At 50.3% G+C, this 19,623-nt stretch carries 19 protein-coding genes and 2 pseudogenes; 12 read left to right on the top strand and 9 right to left on the bottom strand.

What is annotated here, in order from left to right; translation table 11 throughout:
* The first annotated feature begins 551 nt into the window (after positions 1-551).
* Positions 552-2,651 (top strand): carboxy terminal-processing peptidase, encoded by a 2,100-nt coding sequence (locus ACL7TT_RS14445; RefSeq protein WP_299948604.1) that lies wholly within the window; start codon positions 552-554, stop codon positions 2,649-2,651.
* A 73-nt stretch (positions 2,652-2,724) separates the two neighbouring features.
* Entirely contained in the window at positions 2,725-3,540 is an 816-nt protein-coding gene (gene xthA / locus ACL7TT_RS14440; RefSeq protein ID WP_299948606.1) for an exodeoxyribonuclease III, read from the top strand.
* Positions 3,541-3,789: 249 nt separating this feature from the next.
* On the opposite strand, the gene ACL7TT_RS14435 is transcribed toward xthA, so the two are convergent.
* Positions 3,790-4,692, bottom strand: coding sequence for a bile acid:sodium symporter family protein (locus ACL7TT_RS14435; protein ID WP_413396401.1), 903 nt, complete (start codon positions 4,690-4,692; stop codon positions 3,790-3,792).
* Between the two features lie 595 nt (positions 4,693-5,287).
* Here ACL7TT_RS14435 and ACL7TT_RS14430 point away from each other — a divergent pair.
* Positions 5,288-5,551 (top strand): annotated as a pseudogene (locus ACL7TT_RS14430) (hypothetical protein); the annotation flags it as partial.
* A gap of 547 nt (positions 5,552-6,098) precedes the next feature.
* A complete protein-coding gene (gene csrA / locus ACL7TT_RS14425) occupies positions 6,099-6,323 on the top strand; it encodes a carbon storage regulator CsrA (RefSeq protein ID WP_413396399.1) in 225 nt (74 codons plus the stop codon).
* A gap of 415 nt (positions 6,324-6,738) precedes the next feature.
* Here csrA and ACL7TT_RS14420 read toward each other — a convergent pair whose 3' ends face one another.
* On the bottom strand, positions 6,739-7,797 hold the full coding sequence (locus ACL7TT_RS14420; RefSeq protein WP_413396397.1) for a DNA-binding protein: 1,059 nt from the start codon (positions 7,795-7,797) through the stop codon (positions 6,739-6,741).
* Between the two features lie 191 nt (positions 7,798-7,988).
* Here ACL7TT_RS14420 and ACL7TT_RS14415 point away from each other — a divergent pair, with 191 nt between their 5' ends.
* Entirely contained in the window at positions 7,989-8,996 is a 1,008-nt protein-coding gene (locus tag ACL7TT_RS14415) for a site-specific integrase (protein WP_413396395.1), read from the top strand.
* 654 nt (positions 8,997-9,650) lie between these two features.
* Entirely contained in the window at positions 9,651-10,397 is a 747-nt protein-coding gene (locus tag ACL7TT_RS14410) for a flavodoxin family protein (RefSeq protein WP_299946862.1), read from the top strand.
* A gap of 128 nt (positions 10,398-10,525) precedes the next feature.
* Here ACL7TT_RS14410 and ACL7TT_RS14405 read toward each other — a convergent pair whose 3' ends face one another.
* Positions 10,526-11,458, bottom strand: coding sequence for a LysR family transcriptional regulator (locus ACL7TT_RS14405; RefSeq protein ID WP_413396393.1), 933 nt, complete (start codon positions 11,456-11,458; stop codon positions 10,526-10,528).
* A 104-nt stretch (positions 11,459-11,562) separates the two neighbouring features.
* On the opposite strand from ACL7TT_RS14405, the gene ACL7TT_RS14400 reads away from it, so the two are divergent.
* From ACL7TT_RS14400 to tnpC, 4 genes are all read left to right on the top strand, one after another.
* Entirely contained in the window at positions 11,563-11,832 is a 270-nt protein-coding gene (locus tag ACL7TT_RS14400) for an NAD(P)H-dependent oxidoreductase (protein WP_413396391.1), read from the top strand.
* 76 nt (positions 11,833-11,908) lie between these two features.
* Positions 11,909-12,199: an IS66 family insertion sequence element accessory protein TnpA gene (gene tnpA, locus ACL7TT_RS14395; RefSeq protein WP_413396389.1), complete on the top strand. Its 291-nt coding sequence runs from the start codon at positions 11,909-11,911 to the stop codon at positions 12,197-12,199.
* Complete coding sequence (gene tnpB / locus ACL7TT_RS14390; protein WP_413396387.1) at positions 12,199-12,555, top strand: IS66 family insertion sequence element accessory protein TnpB; 357 nt, start codon at positions 12,199-12,201, stop codon at positions 12,553-12,555. The genes tnpA and tnpB overlap by 1 nt, the downstream gene beginning before the upstream one ends.
* Before the next feature lie 26 nt (positions 12,556-12,581).
* A complete protein-coding gene (tnpC, locus tag ACL7TT_RS14385; protein ID WP_413396385.1) occupies positions 12,582-14,174 on the top strand; it encodes an IS66 family transposase in 1,593 nt (530 codons plus the stop codon).
* 632 nt (positions 14,175-14,806) lie between these two features.
* Here the strand turns inward: tnpC and ACL7TT_RS14380 are convergent.
* Positions 14,807-15,415: a helix-turn-helix transcriptional regulator gene (locus ACL7TT_RS14380; RefSeq protein WP_413396383.1), complete on the bottom strand. Its 609-nt coding sequence runs from the start codon at positions 15,413-15,415 to the stop codon at positions 14,807-14,809.
* Positions 15,416-15,631: 216 nt separating this feature from the next.
* On the bottom strand, positions 15,632-15,757 hold the full coding sequence (locus ACL7TT_RS14375; protein WP_413396381.1) for a hypothetical protein: 126 nt from the start codon (positions 15,755-15,757) through the stop codon (positions 15,632-15,634).
* Positions 15,758-16,134: 377 nt separating this feature from the next.
* On the opposite strand from ACL7TT_RS14375, the gene ACL7TT_RS14370 reads away from it, so the two are divergent.
* Complete coding sequence (locus ACL7TT_RS14370) at positions 16,135-16,719, top strand: cytochrome b/b6 domain-containing protein (RefSeq protein ID WP_413396379.1); 585 nt, start codon at positions 16,135-16,137, stop codon at positions 16,717-16,719.
* A gap of 52 nt (positions 16,720-16,771) precedes the next feature.
* The gene (locus tag ACL7TT_RS14365; protein WP_413396377.1) at positions 16,772-16,948 is read left to right on the top strand and encodes a hypothetical protein; all 177 of its coding nucleotides are present in this window, start codon (positions 16,772-16,774) and stop codon (positions 16,946-16,948) included.
* Positions 16,949-17,088: 140 nt separating this feature from the next.
* Here ACL7TT_RS14365 and ACL7TT_RS14360 read toward each other — a convergent pair whose 3' ends face one another.
* The 4 genes and pseudogenes from ACL7TT_RS14360 to ACL7TT_RS14345 form a co-directional block, all read right to left on the bottom strand.
* Positions 17,089-18,027 carry an esterase-like activity of phytase family protein gene (locus tag ACL7TT_RS14360; protein ID WP_413396375.1) on the bottom strand — a complete coding sequence of 313 codons (939 nt, stop codon included), beginning with the start codon at positions 18,025-18,027 and terminating at the stop codon, positions 17,089-17,091.
* A gap of 552 nt (positions 18,028-18,579) precedes the next feature.
* Complete coding sequence (locus ACL7TT_RS14355) at positions 18,580-18,813, bottom strand: hypothetical protein (protein ID WP_413396373.1); 234 nt, start codon at positions 18,811-18,813, stop codon at positions 18,580-18,582.
* A gap of 163 nt (positions 18,814-18,976) precedes the next feature.
* Positions 18,977-19,372: a VOC family protein gene (locus ACL7TT_RS14350; protein WP_413396371.1), complete on the bottom strand. Its 396-nt coding sequence runs from the start codon at positions 19,370-19,372 to the stop codon at positions 18,977-18,979.
* 128 nt (positions 19,373-19,500) lie between these two features.
* Positions 19,501-19,623: pseudogene (locus ACL7TT_RS14345) on the bottom strand (IS630-like element ISCARN69 family transposase); the annotation flags it as partial.

The following is a 19,623-nucleotide window of genomic DNA, read 5'->3' as shown; positions in this document are numbered from 1 at the left end:
AATCGTTTTCGATTGCCGAATTAATGGGTCAGAGGCAAAAGTGTCTCCGTGGACGCTACCAAGAAGAACCTCTACGAGTAGAGGTTCTTCTCCGGATTTCAGGTCAGAGGGTATTTTGTTTGAGCCATACTTCTTGGTACGGCGCATTCAAAGTGCTCGACCGACGGGGAAGGACATCTATCAGGGTATGACCAGGATACCAGCGAGCGCTCCAGGGGTTTTGGTCAGCTTTACCTTTCCCTATGCTTTGTACAATATTTGCCCAGAAAGGCACCCTTCAGTTAGTGACCAATTGGTCAAATTCATCTTTTTACCTTAAAGTCAAGGGTGACTAAATATATCTTCCATTCATTAACTAGGAGAAAAACCCTAACTTTTCTTTAAAATTAACTTTATTATGCTTGAACTGAAAAAATATAGAATTATCTATCTCTGATTGGAGGTGTTTCATGCCCCTAGGAGCTTTCAGCCTTTATACTTGTCCTAAGCTATAGTTCGTCGGGCCATAAAGGCTGGCGGCTTATGAAGTAGGACGTATAAAGAGATTCTCTATGCTTACCAACCGGACCGCCGCACTCTTTTTCAGCTTCTTATTGATTGCCCCGCTTTCCACAACCGCTCTAGGGGATGTCGAGCACCTTGCGCCAGAAAAAGGCCAGGGCGGCACAGCCAGGGAAATCGTCAGCAAATTGGAAATGCTGCACTACAACAAGATCAAAATTGGCGATAAAATGTCAGAAAGCCTCTGGAGCGAATACATCGATGCTCTGGATCCTACCAAGAGCTACTTTCTCGCCTCCGATATTAATGAGTTTCGTGCATTGCAGAACAGGATGGATGACCAGCTGCGTGCCGGCGATGTAAAAGCGGGCTTTGAGATCTACAATCGATTTCGCCTGCGTATGAGCACCCGTCTCGATAAAATTCTCTCACAGCTGGACGAGAGCCTCCCCTCCTTTAACTTTGCCCGCAATGAGTCCCTGGAGCTGGATCGCGAAGAGAGCAAATGGCCTGAATCCACCAGTGCTGCCGATGACTTGTGGCGCAAACGGCTCAAGAGCAGTGTACTGAGCCTGCGGCTCACGGGTAAAACCGACGAGGAAATACGCGACCTACTGGCGCGCCGCTACAAAGGCCAGCAGAAGCGGCTGGAACAGCAGAACAGCGATGATGTATTTGAACTCTATATGAATTCGCTCACGCGCCTCTACGACCCACACAGCAACTACCTTTCCCCGCGCTCCCTGGAAAACTTCAATATGAGCATGTCCCTCTCTCTGGAGGGAATTGGTGCGGTTTTGCAGGCAGACGAGGAGTACACCAAGGTGGCCCGTCTGGTAGCAGGTGGTCCCGCTGATCGCACCGGCAAGATCAAGCCCAATGACAAAATCGTGGGTGTGGGCCAGGACAAAGAGGGAGAGATGGTAGACGTAGTTGGCTGGCGTCTCGACGACGTGGTCGACCTTATCCGTGGCAAGGCCGGTACCTACGTGCGGCTTGAAACCATCCCCACCGGTGGCGATGGGACTCACAAAACCATCTTGATCAAACGCAGCAAAGTAAAGCTGGAAGATCAGGCAGCCAAGAAGGCCGTGTTTGAATTCTCCGATGGCAAAAAGAACTACAAAGTCGGCGTGATCAATTTACCCACCTTCTATATTGATTTTGATGCCTATCGGCGTCGGGACCCCAATTACAAAAGTACCACCCGCGATGTGGCCAAATTGCTTACAGAATTAAAGGAGGAGGATGTTGACGGCATTATCCTGGACCTGCGCAATAACGGTGGCGGTTCCCTGCAAGAGGCCACCATGCTCACCGATTTGTTTATCGATCAGGGCCCGGTTGTACAGATTCGCCACGCCAATGAACAGATTTCACGGCACAACCGCTCCCGTTCGCGAGCAATGTACCGCGGTCCGTTGTTGGTACTGATCAACCGCCTCTCGGCATCTGCGTCGGAAATTTTTGCCGGTGCTATCCAGGACTATAACCGCGGCTTGGTTGTGGGCAACCAGTCTTTCGGTAAGGGTACCGTACAAACCATGGCCCCTCTCAAGGAAGGCCAGCTGAAGATCACTCAATCCAAGTTCTACCGCGTGTCCGGAGACAGCACCCAGAATGCCGGTGTCAAACCGGATATCCCCATGCCACAAATGATCAATGCCGAAAGTGTGGGGGAGAGTGCCTATGACACCGCCCTACCCTGGGACCGTATCCATGCCGTGCCCCATGCGAAGTATTTGAACCTGAAAAGCCTGATTCCCAACCTGATCAGCAAACACAATAAACGCACTGAGTCGGACCCCGACTTTATTTTCCTGCGCGACCAATTCAAGTTCGAAAGCGAACGCAGTGACAAAAAGTATATCTCCCTCAACGAAGTCATGCGCGAGCATGAAAGAGAGGCGGTGAACCAGCGTTTGCTGTCTATGGAAAACCGTCGCCGCAATGCCAAAGGCCTGGAACCCTACCAGGATTTCGAGGCCTATGAGGAGAGTGAGTCAGAAGAAGTGGCCACAATTGGTGGCCCAGTTGAAATCAAACTGGAAAAAGACCCCGTTTTGAACGAGGCCGGCTATATAATGGCGGACTTTATCGGACTGTCCGATAAAGCCAGCAAGGCCCCGCCTCAAGTCGCCAATTTCTAAAATCTGACGGGTTCGGGGTGCGCGAACCAACTCCAGGCCGGGCAAGCCCGGCCTTTTTATTGGGGGAAAAACAATGAAAGCTGTGTCCTTTAACGTCAACAGTATACGCACGCGCCTGCACCAGATGCAGGCACTGGTAGACAGCCATCATCCAGACATTATTGGCCTGCAGGAAACCAAGGTCACCGACGAGGATTTCCCGGTGGATGCAATCCGGGATCTGGGCTATGAGGTCATCTACTATGGCCAAAAGACCCACTACGGCGTTGCCCTGCTCTCGCGCCTGCCGTTTATCGACCGGGAGTATGGCTTCCCCACAGACGAGCCCAATGCCCAGCGCCGCTTGGTGATGGGTAAATTCGATATCGGTGGCCCGGAACCGCTTACTGTGATCAATGGTTACTTTCCCCAGGGAGAGAACCGCAAGCACCCGCTCAAGTTTCCGGCAAAGCAGAAGTACTACGCTGACCTGAATACTTACCTGCAGACCACCTGTAAACCACAAGCGCCGGTATTGGTGATCGGTGATATGAATATTTCCCCCGCAGATCAGGATATCGGTATTGGGGAATCTAACCGCAAGCGCTGGCTGCGCGACGGCAAATGCAGTTTCCTGCCGGAGGAGCGCGAATGGTTGCAGAGAATCCAGAACTGGGGCCTTGTGGACACCTTCCGTGCACAAAATCCACAAACCGATGATGTTTTCAGCTGGTTTGACTACCGCAGCCGCGGGTTCGACCGCGACCCCAAGCGCGGTCTGCGTATCGACCTGATTCTGGCCAGCAGTTCCATGATGAAAAGCTGTATTGGCACTGGCATTGACTATGATATTCGCGCAATGGAGAGGCCCTCGGACCATGCCCCTGTATGGGCAGAATTCAAGCTCTAAACACCAGCGTAATGCCGGAGTTTCGACCCTGGCTTTCTTCCGTTGTTCATAGGAACACTCCCCGGAAACTAACCCGGAGGTGGCCCGCAACATGCCCATAATGCCCGGGCAATTGCGCTCTGGGCACCTACTGACCGCTGCACTGAATCTGAGCCCGCTCAAGGCTTTAGGCCCTCAGCTCAAAAGCACAGTGCCAATTTGTTACCGGAGAATCCTGTCCACCAGGATTCTCACAAAATATTCTGGTCTTTACCCAGTTTCTCCGACTTCCTTAACCCCCACCTCTCTCACCTCGCGAGCCTTTTTGCGACCATATAGTACCAGTAGCATACCCACTGGAAACATCACCACACCATATACCGCAGAGGGTATCGACATTTCTCTGGAGTGCAGAAGCGTTAGGGTTACCATCAGGCCGATGGTACCATTTTTGATACCCAGCTCTGTCGCCACCGCCAGTCCATCGCGCAGGGGAAGGCCACCGATTCGACTGAATACCAACCCCAAAAATATCCCCGAAAGGTTCAGCAGGATAACCGAGGGCCCCGCCTGCGACATAAGTTCGCCAATGCGCTCACGCATTCCCCACACCAGCTGCACTACCAGAATCAACAATACCAGTGCACCAAAAATACTGACAATACCCTCGGCGCGACTGGCAAGAGGCGGGTTCCAGGCCCGCACCAGCATGCCGAGTACCACAGGCAACAAAACAATAACCGATAACATGGCCACTGTCCTGACAAAGGGCAGAACAATTTCCTGCTCAGCACCAAAATAGGTACGCAAAGCGTAATTGGTAAAAAAAGGCAGGCTCAGGATGGTAATCAAACTCGCCGATACCGTAAGAACGATGGACAACGCAACATTACCACGTGCGAGTAATGTAAATAGATTAGAGGTCGTCCCTCCCGGACATGCCGCTATAATCACCAGACCCACTGCGATCTCAGCAGGTAGACTGAGCGCCCAGCAAAGGGTGAAGGCCACAAATGGCAAAAATATAATCTGTATGATGGTGCCAAGTAGTAAGCCCCTGGGCCTGACAGCTACCTGATGGAAATCTCTGGTCGTCAGGGTCATCCCTATACCGACCATAATAATAAACAGCGCAACCGGTAAACCGATCGAGATCATAGGTCCTGGTTCCACATTTATCTCCTGATACCGTAATGAGTGATGAAATAGGTTGGTTCCATGATGCGTCAATAAGCCATTTAGGCAGAGTCTGCAGGCACTGGACTTACACCCATGGATACCTTCCTCCAAAAATAATAGCGCTAACCGCAGGCTGAGATCAGCAAGAAGGCGTGACCGCAGTATAGGTTTCATCAGGACACTGATTGGCAAGTTTCAATACAGAGGCAGACCATAGTGGTGAGCACGCCCCCCATTTTCACCAAAGTTAAAAGTAACACCTACGTGGATGATTAACTCGGCAGTCGCTGGAACAAACGTTCTATTTCATTCTGCTTTTTGTGCATCTCCTTATCATATGGCCACGGCGCCAATCGATGAATCTTCGGGGCACAACTGTCAACTTACTTAGATTAAGTACCAGTTACCGTGTAGTGGTCTACTAATCCCGGACACCAATTTAGGTGGTAAAGTCGCCGCCTGAGACAGAGGTGTTCAATGAGTAGACAACGTAGATCCTTCTCTGCCTGGTTCCCGTCAGGCAAGTGACAGACAATATTGTTTTAAGCACTGGTCATAAGGTTTTCGTGGATGGACGTTACCCTAAGCGCAACAGAGTGCCAAGGCAGGGATTCCCGGAGTGCGCAATTTCGTGGAAGGCAACGCGGATTTGAACAGGGAACTCTACAAAAATCGGCCTCTGGTTGAGAATGCGGTTGCACGCTTGAAGCACGACCGCACGAATGCCTCACGTTTCGACAAACTCAAGAAATACCACCAAATTCAGCGGCCCGCTTGTGCCTTCCTATGGCCATCTATGTGTTTCGGAAACGCAGGGGTGGTACAACGGGCCAGTGTCATCGGCCCTTTTTAAAAGGGCATTGCGGTTTTTCCGGGCGCTTGCGCTTAGAAATATAGGCATCAAAATGATCTTATTGAATTGCATTCCGTTTTCTTTCGTGTCAAAGCGGCGTAGAATCCAAAGGTTTCTGTCAGTATTTGGACCGGTTTTTGCGAGCCAATAGCGCAAGCGGTCCAAACTGCCCGGGCAGTTTGTTTACAGCCCGGGCATTTTCTAAAATCCCTTCCCTTCAACAGGAGAACGGTAACGTGGCCTAAGCGTAAGTAAAAGGCGCTGACCCAAGGTGTCCAACCACCAGAGGGCCAGCTAACCAAATTGATAACGTGATATCAAAATGGCTATATGGATAATACGCTAGAAACCCGCTCGTCTTCAATAAAGCGGAGCCCCTTCAGGCACTTGGCGCGGTTCCCCAGGCCCTGGGGGCGTTGCGTGCGGCAGTTCTGCTTTACCGCCTACCGTTCCCGCGCCCCGCCTTGTATTTCCTTCAACCATTACACCCCGGGTATTCCCATCACAAAAAGTCAGCCCGGAATTTGCAAACCGGAAGGAAAGGCTTATGTTGATTCTAAAACGCCGGCCAGGCGAGAATCTCAGAATTGGAAAAAATGTCTCCGTCATAGTATTGGAAATTACGGGTAATCAGGTCAGGGTGGGTATCAAGGCCCCAAAATCCCTGCCGGTACACCGGGAAGAGGTGTATCTGCGCATCCAAAAGGAACGGGCGCGGGACAATGGAAAGTCTTTGGCAGTGGCTTCTCCCCGTGGGGAGGGTCTGCCATAGACCGGAATCTTCCCTGTGGGCCCGCAACCCCAGTCGCAGCAAAGGCCAGAAAGCTTCCACCGCGGGTATCCGGGTAGCCCCGCCTTCTGGGAAGCCTATGTTTTCGGGGTGGGCGCATGGTCTTTTGCTCGACCTGCGTCAGCATATTAAGGCAGGCTGTGTGCCCGGCTTAGTACCCTTGCCGACTTGCCTCTTGTTGACCCGCGATTGCAGTGTCTCAGGTGTACAGCCGATCCTGGAAGCAATAGCTGCGATCGCTGCCCAGCGAGACTGATGCTCGCTGGTCAACCTCATGCGAACTGCGTGTCCCCGTACTTACGAGGGAGTATCCAGGTCGTTTGCTCATTGGCTGGTTCTCTCATGAACGTTGGATTCCGGGAAACCCGGGGGGATTCACCTGCAAGTTTTCAATGGATTAACGCGATTCCAGAGAGCTTTCCAACTGTTTAAACTGCCCTTGAATGATCGCTTTTTCTTGCAGGAGCCTGCGATTTTCATCCAGTAATTGCTCCAGTCGATCCTGTGCTGCCGCCAATTCAGATTCCAATTTATCCAGTGACTGTCGCTGTAGCTGGGATTCTTTGCAAAAAGCCGAGTTGTTGCCTTGCAGGCGGACAATCTGAGCTTGTAAATTGGCAACTTCCGTCATTTTACTCTCCAACTGCCTGCCCTGCTCTGCATTTTGCTGTTGTAGGGCCTCCCTTTTTGCCTGGACTGCACCAATTTGCTCGTGCATCTCCTGTTTTTTGTGATTCAGCTCCGTGACAAGGACCTGCCCCTGGTTGTAGAGCAGGTTCAGCTCACTAAACTTATGCTCTGCCAGCGACAATTGCTCGGTGAGTGCAGCTATCTGTTCTTTTAATTGCTCACTGGCTGTGTGGAACTGATCGCGCTCATACTGGCGATCATTGGCGGTGTTTTCCTGAAAGTGCTCGAAATGTTCACGGATATCACGATTCTCAAGCTTCATTTCTTTGATGGTATTCTTTTGTTCTTCAATACGGGTGACAGCCTCTTGGCGCTGATACTCGCATTTCTCCAATGCCGCCTGCTTCTCTTCCACAGCCTGCTTGAGGCTGCGTCTATCTGCTTCAGCTAATGAGAGCTTCTGCTCCAGTTCGCGCACTCTGGCGGACTGTTTTGCCTCGGCCTCACGGGCCTGAGCCAGTTGAGATAACTGTGCATTCTGCTGTTTCTGGTGCTCCTGCTGGTTTTGCGCGACTCTCTGGTCGGCATCCCCCTGAATGTGTTGATGCAGCTTTTTCAACGCTTCTACCAGATCCCTGGGTAACCCGCTGACGTCTGTATTGCTGGCGGTTTCGCTGCGCCAACGCTTAAGAAGCGGCGCAATGGTGCTTTTACTGCCGGTGCCCAGTTGGGTACGCACCCTGTCAACAGTGGGCTCCTCATCGCGGGCTTTTATGGCGTTGGCTGCCTGTACGATATCCAGGTAGGTAACCCCTATTCGTGCCATAGTGCTCTCCTTTATTTTCATAACATATTACATAATACGTAATATTACATTATTATGTGATTAAATCTAGCTCTTGAATGTATTTAATTAACCTTCGATAAGGTTTATTATCGAAGAATAAGATTCAGCAAAAATGCACAAGTGCTGTATCTTCGGTACAAAAGGACAGATTTCACGGGTATCAAGACTCCATGGACAAAGAACAATCCCCTGCCAGACTTCGAGATACGCTTGTTACCGGAAGCACCATTGGCGCACAAGAAAAGCTCCCTCGGGAGAAAAAAGTCCAGGATTACCTGCGCGCCTCCACCTCAGATAACACCCGAAAGGCCTATCGGTCCGCCATTCGCCAGTTTGAAAAGTGGGGAGGCAGGCTTCCTACCAACAACCAGGTACTGGTGCGCTATCTGCTTAACCGCGCTGAGGTGTTAAATTCCCGCACCCTCGACCTGCATCTCACTGCCATTGGGCAATGGCACCAGTACCAGGGCATGTCCAATCCGGTGACCGACCCGCTGGTACAAAAAACCATGCAGGGCATAAGGCGTACCCATGGTAAGCCCAAGCAAAAAGCCAAGGCACTCAGTATGCAGCATCTGGCCGCGATGGCCGGCCACCTGCGCAGTCAAGTGGCATCCAAGAAGAAGGCCCGGGACCTCGCTTTACTCCTGACCGGTTTCTTTGGTGCCTTTCGGCGCAGTGAACTAGTGGCAATACAGGTGTCCGACTTGATATGGGAAGAGGAAGGATTAATCATACGCCTACCCAAATCCAAAACAGACCAGAGTGGGGAGGGGATTTTGCGCGCCCTCCCCTATGGCGATGCACAGGTTTGCCCCGCCTCAGCACTTAAGCACTGGTTAAAAATTGCTGCCATCACAGAGGGGCCCGTGTTCCGTGCAGTCAATCGCTGGGATACTGTTCAGCCGCAACAATTAAACGCCACTGCCATTAATGACTTGCTGAAAAAGCTTGGCCTTGCCTGTGGCTTTGACTTTGTCGATCAGATCAGCAGCCACAGCTTTCGACGCGGCCTTTCGACCGCCGCGGCGCGCGAAAAAGTGAGTTTTGAATTGATCAAGAAGCAGGGTGGCTGGAAAAGCGACGCTGTTGTCTGGGGATATATTGAAGAAGGGCAACAGTTTTCCGACAATGCCTCCTCAATATTAATGAAAAAGATGGCAGAGCTTCTTCGATAGGCTGCTGCGAAAACACGTTCAAAACGTATTTCTCAATGTCGATGACGATAAGCTGTTATCGCTACCAGGCATTTACCAGACGGATCTGCGGCGCACTTCTTGAGTGTTTGAAGTATCGACAAGCTGAATATTGTTGATTACAAATCTGGCTGTAAAATCGACATTCTCGACTGTGCATTGACAGGTCAGCCGGACGTTACCAAAATGATTTAACCCTGTTACGGAAACACTGTAATCACGGCTGCAACCGCCTCTCTGCACAGGAACGCCTACTTGTGTCTTTTCCTCGGCAAAAGTAGTCCTGCGCAGTTTGAGTTGCTACTTGTGATCCAGCGGGTGCGTATAACCAGCATCATCTTTGATGCCCCAGCGGACAAATAGATCCCGGAACGGTTCATTGAGCAAACCCGACACGACTTTCGTCAATACAACAAAAAGCACAGCTAGCATTTATTTTTGATACCCCTGGCTCGATCCGCATGGGCTTTTGGGCAGTATCAAACACCGAATAATGACAAATGGTCGTTTGCAGCCTGTGAAACTCAGTTGGAACAGGCAGGTTATCAGCGTTGGCAGAACAAACCTGTGACAGAAAGCAACGCCAATGCACCTCTTTCCCGAAACACAGCAGCACTAATAGTATGGAGGCTACATATGACACTCAACAAAAAACAGCTGGCCGAGTGCGAATCCAGCTCTTGGGATTTTTCCGATCTCAACGCTCTGTTCCTGAATTGCACATTAAAGCCAACTCCGGAACTTTCCCATACCGATGGCTTGATCAATATCTCCCGCGAGATCATGCAGAGAAATGGAGTTCATACACAGGTACTGCGACCGGTGGATCATGACATCGCTTCTGGAGTTTACCCCGATATGACCGAGCACGGCTGGAGAAATGACGAATGGCCGCAGATTTACCAGCAGGTAGAAAAAGCTGACATACTGGTCATCGGCTCGCCTATCTGGCTCGGTGAAAAATCATCCATCTGCACTCAAACCATCGAGCGACTCTATGCCAACTCTTCCGACCTGAACGATCAGGGCCAATATGCCTATTACGGTCGTGTTGGCGGCTGCCTGATTACTGGAAACGAAGATGGCGCCAAGCACTGCGCCATGAACATTCTCTATTCTCTGCAACATTTGGGCTATGTAATCCCACCACAAGCAGATGCCGCCTGGGTAGGAGAAGCAGGCCCTGGCCCCTCCTACCTGGACCCTGGCTCCGGAGGTCCGCAAAATGATTTCACCAACCGCAATACCACCTTTATGACCTGGAACCTGATGCATCTGGCCAGGATGATCAAAGATGCAGGCGGCATACCAGCCCATGGTAACCAGCGCTCCCGTTGGGATGCCGGTTGCAAGCCGGACTTCCCCAACCCCGACTACCGTTAGGGTTGTCTTTCAGCGATCTGCCAGTCCCCATGGCTAATAAAGCTATTTGATACTGGGCACCTGAATAGCGCCGTGGGTTTTCCGCAAGCTTGCAAGGCATTATTGCTGGTTAATAAAGGACCCTATTCTCAGCTTTCCCCCGACAAGTCCCGCAGGCGCTGGCGGATAATATCGGCCAGCCTTTGCACCCCCGGACCGGTGGTATCACCATCAGCAAATATCAGATACATGGGCGCGATTTTTTTATTGCCCCCGCGTAGGGGTAATGGCTTAAGGCTGCCCTCAGCGAGTTCTGTGAGGATTTTTTCTTCCGGTAACCAAGCGAAGCCATAACCCCGACAGGTTGCACCGAGCGAAGTGGTTATATTGCTGACTGTCCAGCGCTGAGCTACGTCGACAGTGGCTGTGCGACTGGTGCGCATAGGACCGGTATCGCGCACAACCAGGTGGCGGTGGTGACGCAGATCCCGTAGAGTCAGCTCCCGCCCCAGCTGGTGCAGTGGATGATCCGGGTGTGCCACCGGAATAATGTGTATAGCGTTGGGCAACAGTTCACCACTAAACCCCATAGGGATATGCGGACTGATAGCAAAATCTACCTGCTTACGCTGCAGAGCCTCCGGTGCACCGCTGATAACGGTTTCATAAATTTCAATACGGGTTTGCGGGCTCTCTTTTCCGAATTGGTCCAGGCACTCCAGCAATAACCAGGTGGGGAAAAGAACCTCCACGGCAATGGCTATCTCTGTCTCCCAACCGGCAGAGGCTTTGTGGGCTGCGCCTTCCAGGCTCGCTGCATCCTCCAACAGCTGCTTGGCCCGGCGAAAGAGCATGTCGCCGGCAGAAGTGAGCACAGCTTTGCGGCCATGCAGGGCAAATGCGTTGACTCCGAGTACTGTCTCCAGCTTGTGTACCGCATAGCTCACCGAAGACTGGCTCTTATACAACCGCTCCGCCGCCTGGGCATAGCCCCCCTCTTCCACCACTGCCACCAGGCAACGCCATTGCTCCAGGGTTATCCTGGGCGCTGACGGGGAGTTTTGTAGACACTCTCCATTCATAGATCGAATAAGTTGATAGGTTTATCCACAATTTTTGTATTTTTAATCGAATCATCCAATGTTTCAATACCGCCATCACAAAAATACTCTCTCAGGAGGCAATGATGGCAAAGCTACTCACTATCCAATCCAGTATCTTTCAGGTAGAGGGTCAATCCTCCCTGTTGGCCGCAAAATACGTGCAGAACTGGAAAACGAAGAATCCCCGTGGAGAAGTGATCAGCCGCGACTTGGTGGCAGAACCGATACCGCACCTGACCTTGGCGCACTATCAAGCATTCAATACACCACAGGAACAGCGCAGCCTAGAGCAGCAGGCAATGGTCCATTATTCGGATATTTTGATTAAAGAAATTTCTGCCGCTGAGACGTAAGCGATCCAGTAACCCCACCTGAAAGTCCAGCCAGATTTTCACTACTCTCCTGATTTTTAATGATCAGGAGATTTGAATGGCCACTCAGAGTAAATCCGATTTCTGGCAGCAGCACATCGGTGCCTGGAAGAACAGCGATCTATCCCAAGCAGCCTACTGCCAGCAGCATAAGCTAAAGCTCAGCACCTTCACCTATTGGCGCAACAAGCAGAACAAGCCCCGGCCTAAGCTGATGCCGGTGCCCATGCCAGTTTTGGAAACCTCGGTTGAGCTGGCATTGCCTGGCGGTATCCAGATGCAGTTACCAGCATCAGCCCTTGAGCAAACCCTTCCATTGCTCTGGCGCCTACTACGGGAGCAGGGGTGATGCTGCGTCCGAAGCAGTCCGCGCAGACTTACTTGTACATGGAGCCTGTCGATATGCGCAAGTCTATCAACGGCCTGGCGGCGCTGGTCGAGCTAGAGATGGCGCTCTCTCCTGCACTGGAAATCCTCTTCGTGTTCTGCAATCGCGGTCGCGATAAAATCAAACTGCTCTACTGGGAGTGCAACGGCTTCGTTGTCTGGTACAAACGCCTGGAGAAGCAGCGCTTCCACTGGTTGTGGAGCGATGAGTTTACCCACTGTGCTCACAGCGGCCGCGAACTGAATCAACTGCTCGACGGCCTCAACATCTGGAGCCAAAAGCCCCACCAATCTATCCAATTTGACTCGATAACCTGATCTGAAGTTGTCGTAAAATAGCGGCCATGACTAACGTGACCGCAGAACAACTCCCAGACAATCCAGAAGCGCTGAAGGCGCTTCTGCGTCAGCAATCAGAACAGCTGGAACACAAGCAACAGCGCATCTGCCTGCTCGAAGAGCAGATCCTGTTACTGCGTAATAAGCAGTTCAGCAGCAGCAGTGAGAAGGCGGATTCTGCTCAGCTTGAATTCTTCAATGAAGCGGAAACTGCCGTTGACGAAGACGCAGAAGACCCTGCCCCCGCCACCGAAACCGTTACCTACACGCGCAAAAAGCCTGCCGGCCGCAAACCGCTGCCGGAGGATCTCCCCCGCGTACGCATCGAGCACGACCTTCCTGAAGAAGAAAAGGTCTGTATCTGTGGCTGTCAGATGCAACTGATTGGCGAAGCCCTCAGCGAACAATTGGATATCATCCCAGCCAAAATTCAGGTACTGCAGCAAGCGCGCAAGAAGTACGCCTGCAAGGCCTGTGAGTCGGGCGTAAAAACCGCAGCGCTACCGCTACAACCCATTCCCAAGAGTAACGCGAGCCCCGGTCTGTTGGCTCACATCGCCGTTGCCAAGTACCAGGATGCATTACCACTCACCCGACAAACAAAGATCTTCCGCCGCATTGGCGTGGATCTGCCACGTAACACCCTGGCAAACTGGATTATCCGTAGTAGCGAATTGGTACAACCACTACTGAACCTGTTTGAGGATAAATTACGGGAAGGCCCCATCATCCAGTGCGATGAAACTCCTCTCCAAGTATTGAAAGAATCGGACAAAGCACCGCAAAGCCAATCCTACATGTGGGTGCGCCTGGGCGGCGCACCCGGCCAAAAAGTTGTTCTCTACGACTACCATCCAAGTCGCAGTGGAGCCGTGGCCAACACACTGCTGTCTGGCTTCAATGGCTACCTGCAAACCGACGATTACGTTGGCTATCATGCCGTGGGCACAGAACAGGGTATTACCCACCTTGGCTGTTGGGCACATGCACGGCGAAAATTTGTCGAAGCGCAAAAGGTTGCCGGTGGCAAAACCAGCAAGTCAAAAGGTAAAAAGCAGCCGAGCAAGGCCGACATCGCCCTCAACTACATTGGCCACCTATACGGCATAGAACGCAAAGGGCAGCGCCTCACCGTGGGTGAAAGATGCCGGCTTCGTCAGGAAGAAAGCCTGCCGGTGCTGGCCAAAATACATAACTGGCTTGAAAAAACACTACCAAAATCACTGCCAAAAACCGCCCTTGGAAAAGCGCTCGGATATCTGCACAAGAACTGGAAAAAGCTCTTGGTTTACACCGAAGATGGAAGGCTCAATATCGACAACAATGCTGCAGAAAATGCCATCCGTCCGTTTGTGATCGGTCGCAAGAACTGGCTGTTCAGTGATACCCCCAAAGGAGCCAAGGCCAGCGCTGCACTATATGGGCTAATCGAAACAGCTAAAGCCAATAGGCTTGAGCCCTACGATTACCTGCGCCGAGTTTACACCGACTTACCGCGAGCGCAGACCGTCGGGGAAATTGAAGCCCTGTTGCCATGGAATCTTCAGAGCGCAACGGAAGCAGGCCTGCCGAATGAACCAAAGGGCGAGGTTACTTGATCGCTTACGAAGTAGTTCGGTTTAAATGTCAGCGCATACTGGGCCATGGTTCTCTCTGCACAATGGTTTCCAGGTGCCGGCAAGTTACTGACCCCTGCGTTGATCACAGGGCTTCCCGAGCCGGGAAACCTCAACCCTAAAGAACTAGCTGCCTTGATCGGGTTACACCCTTCAAGTGCGACAGAGGGATATTAAGGGGCAAGCGCCGAATCCAGGGAGGTCGTGTGCAGATCAAGGCCACCCTGTATATGGCGACACTCTCGGGGACAATTCACAGCCGGATTATCCGGAGTTTTTATAGCTACCTGGTCAACGAGGGCAAGCACAGGAGGTCGCGCAGAGGGCGGGTATAAGAAAGATAATTGTAGTGCTAAATGCGACAGCAAGAGAAGACTCTGACTGGGGAGGACATAATGTCAGCTGGCCCGGACATTCAACAAAGAGTGAGGCATTACTACCTTATGAGGATACTCACGGTACACGACCGCGTGATCCAGCAGGCTGTCAGCCGTAGTTTGCCCATTACGCAGATGACTATGTGCCACGAGCACATGGGTTGCGTAAACAACCCAGTGTAACTGCACAGAAGATGAGGGAGGGCGGGCTAGAAACCGGCCTTTACCCGATTAGGCCTAGTTCTCTGGAGTGACCTGGATTTCAAGGGGAACCCCATATGAGGTCGTAAATTTAATACCCGCGGACTTATTAAATTCTGTCAGTAAAATCGGGCTTGAGACGTGCACAAAGCCGATAGCCCCTTTGAACTCATATACTTTAGTTTTTAAACGAATTTGATTCTTTGGAGTTTGTTGAGCAGAAACTTCAAATTTAAGCATATTATCAATACGCATTTCGCTCTCACCGCCCTCTTCATTCAGAAGGTGAATAGATGCTAACTGTTCGTTATTTGAACTGGCATCCACCTTTAGCATTATTGGTGATGCTACGGAGAGGGACGCATACAGTAATGATGCACTACCAAATGCCAGCATTGCCGAGAGATATTTTTTAACCCGCTTTGTGACAGAAAACTTTTGTTTCTCTTGAACAAGGATATCATCAGGCTTAACAGAAAATGCAGAAGAAATTGATTTGACGGACTCTTGAGAAGCATTTCCACTTTTCTCAATTCTCTGTATGGTTCTTAAGCTCACTGATGCTACTTCAGCCAGCTGCTGTTGGCTCCATGCCCGCGTAGTTCTCAGACTGATGATTTTCTTTGTATTTACTTTCACTTCCATTTTTCTGTCCTCTGAAAATTGAACCTATATTTTCAGTGGATCAGCCTTAATTAGTTACGACATTCTTGCGACATTTGTACGAATTATGTGCGACATCTGTACAAATTATAAACAAAAAGGCATAGTGCTTGCCAATAGGAGCGGCCGATAGTCCTAGTTATGGGGCATTGCTGAATAATAGATACCCCTGAATTATCCTATAAAAAATGACACTCACTACACCTCTGTCCCCTTCGGGCCTTTGATAAACCGATCGTCGCCCTCAGTAAAGTGGACGTACTGGATGGGGGATGGCCGCAGCTCATAGTCCGCCGGGGCGGGTTGGGATTGATGTTTTCGCATGAGAGCCCCTATGCTTTTGAGGTACCGTAACAATCAGCAGAGTACTGGTGGCCGGGTGTCACTCTCGATATCAAGGAACCGCCACGGATGCTGCCGTTGCGGATCTTGCATCCCCGTTGTCCACCCCCGGCCAAACCAGGCTGCACTGCACACAAAAATCTAATATATCAGCATTATTTCAGCTTCGAACCCGACAATCCGATGAGTATGGTAGAATCCGGGCAGGATTGTAACCAGAGTTATGAAAATATCCACAAAGGGTCGTCACCTGCTCCCAAGCTGAATTGATGACCCAAGCAGCAATACCGCTTTTTGATTGGTAACTCAACAGGTGCTGCACAATTTTTTCGCCCCCCTTGTGAATGAGGTTTATTTACATGCTGAAATTAATTAATGATTCCCTTGATAGAACATTCTCACCCACAAGCAAGTATCTACACTTTTCTCTGATTTTTTTAATCATATTTCAGATTATTCTCAGTGAGTTCATGGAAGTCAGTTCCAGTGGGGTTATCGGCCAAAGTGCGGTTGAATATTCCTCAACTTGGCTCCACATTGGCACGGGTCTACTTCTATTCTGCTTATCTCTTGTATTCACAAGTATAGAATTCAAGAAAAATGGTTTCCTGCATTTTTACCCATATGCTGTTGGTGATTTTTCTCAACTGAAATCCGATATCAATCAATTAAAAATTATGGAGTTGCCGGAACCAGCCCCGAGAGGATTAGCGGCGATTGTCCAAGGTCTTGGCTTGGGGGCACTACTATTGGTTGTTATCTCTGGTGGCACTTGGTTTGCTCTATGGTTCAATGATGCCTCTCTCGCTAATGCGTTCAAGGAAATTCATGAATCTTTAACTGGACTGATTGAAATTTATATTATTGGCCACGGCGCACTAGGATTATTACATTTTCTCATTGAATATCAAAACAGAAAATCTCCCAGCTCCAAGTATCGATGATTTACAGTCGAACATGCAAGGACGGCCACGGCCGCCCCGCTGATTATCGTTAATGACACTCAACCATCGTCAACAGCTCTCGGATTTGGCAGGGTATCTGGTTGAATCCCAGTTGCGCTTTGGGATTCAGATCCAGGGCTCCGTTGCCGGGACTTACCGCAGCGACAAGAAAATGCAACCGCGCGCAGGCGACCTTGGTAAAGTGGATGGATTGGGATTGCCGCGATAGCCTCCAATCGTTATGTGTAATGAAGAAGCCAGTAGTTGAGTGCTGGTAGCCAGGACTTACTCTCGGCCGATTTGAATGGGTGGAAAACTTCGTGAGCCAGTCTGTTACCTTTCCATGTGGAACACCAAGGACTCAATTCCTTAATGAACACCCTCAGGAAAGGCCAGTTGCAACAAGAGCGCACGGCGATCATCGGAATCCTGGATACGACTGATATTGTTGTTGTCGAACAATATAAAAATGCCCTGTTCGCCGACAGCCAATCCATCGCCCATCCCACCGGTGTGAGCCCCCTCATATCCTAGCTCCGGCGATTCCTCAAACGCCTGATAATCCAGGCACCATTCCGCTTGCAGGCTGGGCAGGGCTCTTTTGCACACGGCGTGGGCGCTGCGCTCCAAGGTAAACAGGGCCCCGTTAAAATAATCCAGGGCCGTCAGATCTTCGGAGCCCCCTTGAAATTTAAGCCCCGCGACAGGCGGCAACTTAAAGATACGGACACTCCCATTGGGACTGAGCTTTACCAAGCCACGGGGTTCTCTCTCTAACGCTATCCAAAAATCATCCTTCACTTTGACTATTCCTTCGCTGGAGAGATTGAACCCTCGCAGGTAACCCTGGGCCTTTGCCTCCACCGACCAGTTTTTTTCCAGCCAATGGGCTTTGCCCTGCTTGTCTACTTTGGCAATACGGTTGAAGCGTTCGCTCAGTATATAAATAGCGTTATCTTTACAGCTGATTCCTTCAAAGTCCATTACGGAAGGCAGCCGTGTTAAATCCAAGAAGAAGTACCAAAGATTTGTGGGCTTGTCTTTCTTTGGCGGTCTGAGCCCAGAAATCTCTAGATAAGGCACCACCTTGGCACGCTTATTTTCCAGCTCAAGGGTATAAATTGTATCTGATTTTTTATCGGAAACAGTGAGCAGTTTGCCGTCACAAAAGCTCAAACCGGAAATACCCAGACCCTCGCTGTCATCCACCCAATAACTCGCCATCAACTTGGCATTACTGATTTCAGTGGCCAACCCTATGGAGGACAGCAGCGCACCAACAACACCAAAGAAAAGACGCTCAATCATAACCAGCTCATTTAATTTCAGAAGTCATTGAAGTGCAGAAGCCGAACTGGCCACTGAGGTTATTTATGACCGGAATAGCATTTTTCATTCGAAGACACTTCTTTCATCAAATTCAAGAAAATCTGCGATGTTGTGGCGAAATGCCAAAAAAATCTACTATTATGTGCTCACCAATTTCTATGCCAAAATCAGATAGTGCTCAGCATAGTAGTCCTGACCCCTATCGGCAATAACTCTAACAGCATAGACGGGTACCCATAGTGGAATACAGGAATTCAGTCACCCGCTCTTCGCTGTCCTAACGGTGGCTGGTGCTAAACCGTGCCCGGCGATGCGATCGCTCTGGCGGGTGATGCGTCCGAACAAGTCGGAAGTCAGTGCGGTACTGCCTGGGTCATGAGTGTAACCATTCCTACGGCCAATACCCTTGTTGCCACCACTAGTGTTGGCTTACTTTAGAACTTCAGTGAAGCCTAACAGGAAGTGAACTATTCACTTTTATTGCATGGACTGGTGTCAGACTTTTATACCTCCGTTTTATATTTCTGTCTTCTATGTAATTTTCCAGAATTTTATAAATACTGACGCACTGAGTGAACAAATGAAGGCATGCATACTGTATTTGTCAGCAGTAATGATGAAGCAGTCAAATCTCTCACCAAAAAACTGCTGAACGAATTCGGCTGTAGGGATAGCCAAATCCTCGACCTTGGCGACATCAAGCATAGGAACGCAATGGAAGAAAATGTGCTGCTGTGGTGGCGACTGTACGAGATCTTCGGACACAGTGATTCCAATATTGGAATCAGAAAACGCTGCTCTCTGTGCCCATTTGTATGGTGTTGGCGGATTTTCCGATCAAATTTAGACGTATGGCCTGGAATGAATCATCTCGGCTTTACCCCTGGAGGAGGGGGAGACTACAGGGTCTTTTCCCCAATTCAACGATTTATTCAGGTAGGTGGCACACTGCCTCAACATTGTTACCATCAGGGTCTATCGTGAAAGCGCCATAGTAATGTTCATGGTAGGTAGGGCGTAAGCCGGGCTTACCGTTATCCTTACCGCCACTTTCAATGGCTGCCTGATAAAATAAATTTACCGTCTCCCTATTGGCAGCTGAGAAAGCAATGTGTCTTGGCGTGTAGTTTTCTTTCACCTCAATAATCCAAAAGGCAGGCTTCCCCTCTGGACCAAATGCACACATTCTTTGCGTGGGGAACTCTGCATTCCACTCTGCTACAAATTCCATTTGCATTGCATAACCAAGAGAGGCCATAACACCTTCGTAGAATTCCTTGGTTGCCGCATAATCGGTTGAGTACGTGCTTAGATGGTCAAACATCGATATGTCTCCTGATTGTTTCACTTGATCTGGTGGTTACCAGAATCATTATTATCTTTACTGCCATTTTCCGGGAGAAAACTCAGGATAAACGCCCATCGTTATCCTAGTGTGGTGTATTAAACTATTTACTGAAATGCAAGAGCCTGCCTAGCCCTTCCTACCTTCGCCAAAATTTCATCGACTGATTTTGTCCATACAAATGGCTTTGGAGCCTTGTTATGTGCATCGATAAACCCTGTGATAGCCTC

It is taken from the genome of Microbulbifer jejuensis (genome assembly GCF_047289955.1).
In the GTDB taxonomy this organism is placed as follows: domain Bacteria; phylum Pseudomonadota; class Gammaproteobacteria; order Pseudomonadales; family Cellvibrionaceae; genus Microbulbifer.
The sequence above is the reverse complement of the archived record's forward strand: the minus strand, read 5'-3'. Positions and strand labels throughout refer to the sequence as shown.

Excerpts from the sequence above, each read along its gene's own strand:
- xthA (WP_299948606.1), top strand. The coding sequence starts at position 2,725 with ATGAAAGCTGTGTCCTTTAACGTCAACAGTATACGCACGCGCCTGCAC.
- ACL7TT_RS14405 (WP_413396393.1), bottom strand. The coding sequence starts at position 11,458 with ATGAATGGAGAGTGTCTACAAAACTCCCCGTCAGCGCCCAGGATAACC.
- ACL7TT_RS14360 (WP_413396375.1), bottom strand. The coding sequence starts at position 18,027 with ATGATTGAGCGTCTTTTCTTTGGTGTTGTTGGTGCGCTGCTGTCCTCC.
- ACL7TT_RS14380 (WP_413396383.1), bottom strand. The coding sequence starts at position 15,415 with ATGGAAGTGAAAGTAAATACAAAGAAAATCATCAGTCTGAGAACTACG.
- ACL7TT_RS14375 (WP_413396381.1), bottom strand. The coding sequence starts at position 15,757 with ATGCGAAAACATCAATCCCAACCCGCCCCGGCGGACTATGAGCTGCGG.
- tnpC (WP_413396385.1), top strand. The coding sequence starts at position 12,582 with ATGACTAACGTGACCGCAGAACAACTCCCAGACAATCCAGAAGCGCTG.
- tnpB (WP_413396387.1), top strand. The coding sequence starts at position 12,199 with ATGCTGCGTCCGAAGCAGTCCGCGCAGACTTACTTGTACATGGAGCCT.
- csrA (WP_413396399.1), top strand. The coding sequence starts at position 6,099 with ATGTTGATTCTAAAACGCCGGCCAGGCGAGAATCTCAGAATTGGAAAA.
- tnpA (WP_413396389.1), top strand. The coding sequence starts at position 11,909 with ATGGCCACTCAGAGTAAATCCGATTTCTGGCAGCAGCACATCGGTGCC.
- ACL7TT_RS14420 (WP_413396397.1), bottom strand. The coding sequence starts at position 7,797 with ATGGCACGAATAGGGGTTACCTACCTGGATATCGTACAGGCAGCCAAC.
- ACL7TT_RS14350 (WP_413396371.1), bottom strand. The coding sequence starts at position 19,372 with ATGTTTGACCATCTAAGCACGTACTCAACCGATTATGCGGCAACCAAG.
- ACL7TT_RS14445 (WP_299948604.1), top strand. The coding sequence starts at position 552 with ATGCTTACCAACCGGACCGCCGCACTCTTTTTCAGCTTCTTATTGATT.
- ACL7TT_RS14415 (WP_413396395.1), top strand. The coding sequence starts at position 7,989 with ATGGACAAAGAACAATCCCCTGCCAGACTTCGAGATACGCTTGTTACC.
- ACL7TT_RS14400 (WP_413396391.1), top strand. The coding sequence starts at position 11,563 with ATGGCAAAGCTACTCACTATCCAATCCAGTATCTTTCAGGTAGAGGGT.
- ACL7TT_RS14365 (WP_413396377.1), top strand. The coding sequence starts at position 16,772 with ATGACACTCAACCATCGTCAACAGCTCTCGGATTTGGCAGGGTATCTG.
- ACL7TT_RS14410 (WP_299946862.1), top strand. The coding sequence starts at position 9,651 with ATGACACTCAACAAAAAACAGCTGGCCGAGTGCGAATCCAGCTCTTGG.
- ACL7TT_RS14370 (WP_413396379.1), top strand. The coding sequence starts at position 16,135 with ATGCTGAAATTAATTAATGATTCCCTTGATAGAACATTCTCACCCACA.